General features: G+C 59.3%; 3 protein-coding genes. 1 reads left to right on the forward strand and 2 read right to left on the reverse strand.

Annotated features, from left to right (window positions below):
- Positions 1 to 98: 98 nt before the first annotated feature.
- Both OC610_RS25495 and OC610_RS25500 read right to left on the reverse strand, forming a co-directional pair.
- Complete coding sequence (locus OC610_RS25495; RefSeq protein ID WP_264431791.1) at positions 99 to 998, reverse strand: DMT family transporter; 900 nt, start codon at positions 996 to 998, stop codon at positions 99 to 101.
- Positions 999 to 1,109: 111 nt separating this feature from the next.
- The gene (locus OC610_RS25500; RefSeq protein ID WP_264431792.1) at positions 1,110 to 2,189 is read right to left on the reverse strand and encodes an SDR family oxidoreductase; all 1,080 of its coding nucleotides are present in this window, start codon (positions 2,187 to 2,189) and stop codon (positions 1,110 to 1,112) included.
- A 74-nt stretch (positions 2,190 to 2,263) separates the two neighbouring features.
- On the opposite strand from OC610_RS25500, the gene OC610_RS25505 reads away from it, so the two are divergent.
- A partial coding sequence (locus tag OC610_RS25505; RefSeq protein ID WP_264431793.1) for a MerR family transcriptional regulator occupies positions 2,264 to 2,497 on the forward strand: 234 nt, incomplete at its 3' end.

Below are 2,497 nucleotides of genomic sequence, written 5' to 3' on the forward strand. Positions count from 1 at the left end.
CAGCTCCTACCGAACCCGTTTTTAAGCGGGGAAAACGGGGACAGTTTCGCCTTGGGCAGCCCAGTCAACGCTGATAGTTAACCGCGGTCGCAAATAGCTCACTCAATCGACGGGACAGATGCCTTGCTACCCAAGCGGATGAGCTCATTGGAAAAACACAGGCCAACGATGATCAATGCCGCTCCCGCATACAGGCTGTCGCGCGGTACTTCGTTGAGCGCCACAAACGCCAGCAGCGCGGCGAACAGGGGTTCGGTCAGCTCTAGCGCCTGCACTTGGGAGGGCTTGAGATACTCGATGGCCTTGGTGGTGCAGAAGAAGCCCAGGATGGTCGGCAACGTGGCCAGCGCCAGCAGTGCGACGATTGCCAGCGGCGACAGCTCGCCTATCGCGAAACCATCGGCCGCCGCCGGCATCAGCAGGTACAGGCTGCCAAAGAACAACAATTGCCGAGTGAAGTGCAGCCCCCCCGAAACCCCCATCCGCTTCATGGCAACCGAAAAGGCCCCATAGCCGCAACCGGCCATGGCGGCGAGCGCAGCCCCTTGCAGGGTAAAGCCCTGCTGCAGGTCGCCGCCGAAGATCACCGCGATCCCGGCGATAGCCAGCCCGGCGCCCACGGTAGCGTTCGCTGTGATCGCATCCTTGAGAAAAATGCGCCCCAGGATGATCGATGAAATGGAAGCGCTGGCCATCAGCATCACCACCACACCGGCTGCGGCGTAGTGTCGGTAGGCGGACGTTTCGAAATGGAACAGCACAAAGATGCCAAGGAATGCGCAGATGGCAGCATGGGTCCATTTGATTGGCGCCGCCGGGCGCTTGAGGAAAAACAGCAGGACCGAGAGCAGCACACAACCCAGTACGGTCTTGATGACAGCGACGCTGCTGGCGGTGAAGCCATTACTCATGAGGACTTTGCTGAGTACGCCGATCGTTGCGTTCAGCGCCGCAGCGGAGAGTGCAAAGATGACGCCTTTGCTGAAAGTGGATGGCATTGAGGACGGTCCCTGTCGGTGATTGATCGTTCGATAGCATGCCACCCCGCCTCGACGGCGCACAGGCCGATTTCAAGCACGATGGTTCTGCATTTCCAAGTTGATGAATCCTCAGCGGGCCTTGTCCTGCGCCAGGCAATAGGAATTGACGAACGTTGCAGTGTGCTGCAGAGCCTGGCGTATATCCGGCTTGGTTATTCCATGCCTGTTGGCAAATTGCTCGAGCGCCGCGGTGTCAAAACGAGTGGTCTGGATAAAGTCCAAGGCTTCGGGCTTGCTGTTCAAAAAGCGCGCAACGGGAGGAATACCCAGTAGCCACTTCAGCAATCGCAGCGGAATGTGATGCCTGGGCGATTTTATGCCAAGGGGTTTTGCGGCCTCTGCCAAGAGTGCTCGCAAGTTGGGACTCTGGTCATCAAGCGCCAGCAGTTCCTGACCCGCCATGGCAGGATCAAACGCACATACCGCAACCAGTTCAACCAGGTAATCCACGGTAACCAGGGGTAGCCAATGCTCGGCGGTGCCGGGCACTGCGGTCAGCTTGCCCTGCACCAGGTTGCGTATCAGCTCCACCAGCGGCTGACCGTCAACGATATGCCCCGTGCGGCTGTGGCCACACACCGTCGCGGGATGGACGACGGTGATCTCCCCGCCCAGGGAGGACATGACCTCCAGCGTCGCAAAATGCGCCTCCAGCTTGCTCCCCTCGTAACCACCGACATGCCGGTAGACGGCAGGCCAATTCGTCAGCTGCGGAGAACGAGGATCGATCCCGATGCGCTGCAGATGTTCATGATTCTTCAGCATGTAGCCGCCGATCATCACCAACCGGCTTTTTTGCTCGGCCGCCAACAGCGCCACCCGCTTTGCCCCTTCCACGTTCACCGAGCGAGAGCTTTCCATTGAAAGCCCCCAAGCGAAGTGAGCACCCAGGTGAAATATGACGCGGACATGCCTCAGCACTTCTCGGTCAGCATGACTCAGCCCGAGGTTGTCCCGCTCCAGATCGCCCGCCACGGCAAACACCCGGGCCCCGCTCCCTCCCAAATTGTCGACCTGGTCACGCAGTGCAGCCAGTCGCTCCGGACGACGCATCAACACCCGAACGGTGTGACCCTTTGCACTCAGGTACGCCACCAAATGTTGACCGATGAAGCCGGTACCCCCCGTGACAAAGCACTCCACGCCCATTTCCCTGCTCCTGGTTAAGGTGAAAAATCGAGCGTAATCTATCGACCCAACTCTACAGTCAAGCGGTGTTTTTCATGAGAATCGGCGAACTCGAGGCCCGCAGCGGCGCCAGCCGTCATACGCTGCGTTATTACGAGCAGATCGGCCTGATCTCACCGCTGCGGCGAACGAATAACTACCGCGTCTACACCGCGCAAACCCTGCAGGACCTGGACTTTATCCAGCGCGCGCAAAGCATGGGGTTTTCCCTGGGGGAAATAGGTCAGATCCTGGATGCGCAGCGCAACGAACTGATCGACTGTGCTGAC

This window comes from Pseudomonas agronomica (genome assembly GCF_025917275.1).
Taxonomy (GTDB): Bacteria; Pseudomonadota; Gammaproteobacteria; order Pseudomonadales; family Pseudomonadaceae; genus Aquipseudomonas; species Aquipseudomonas agronomica.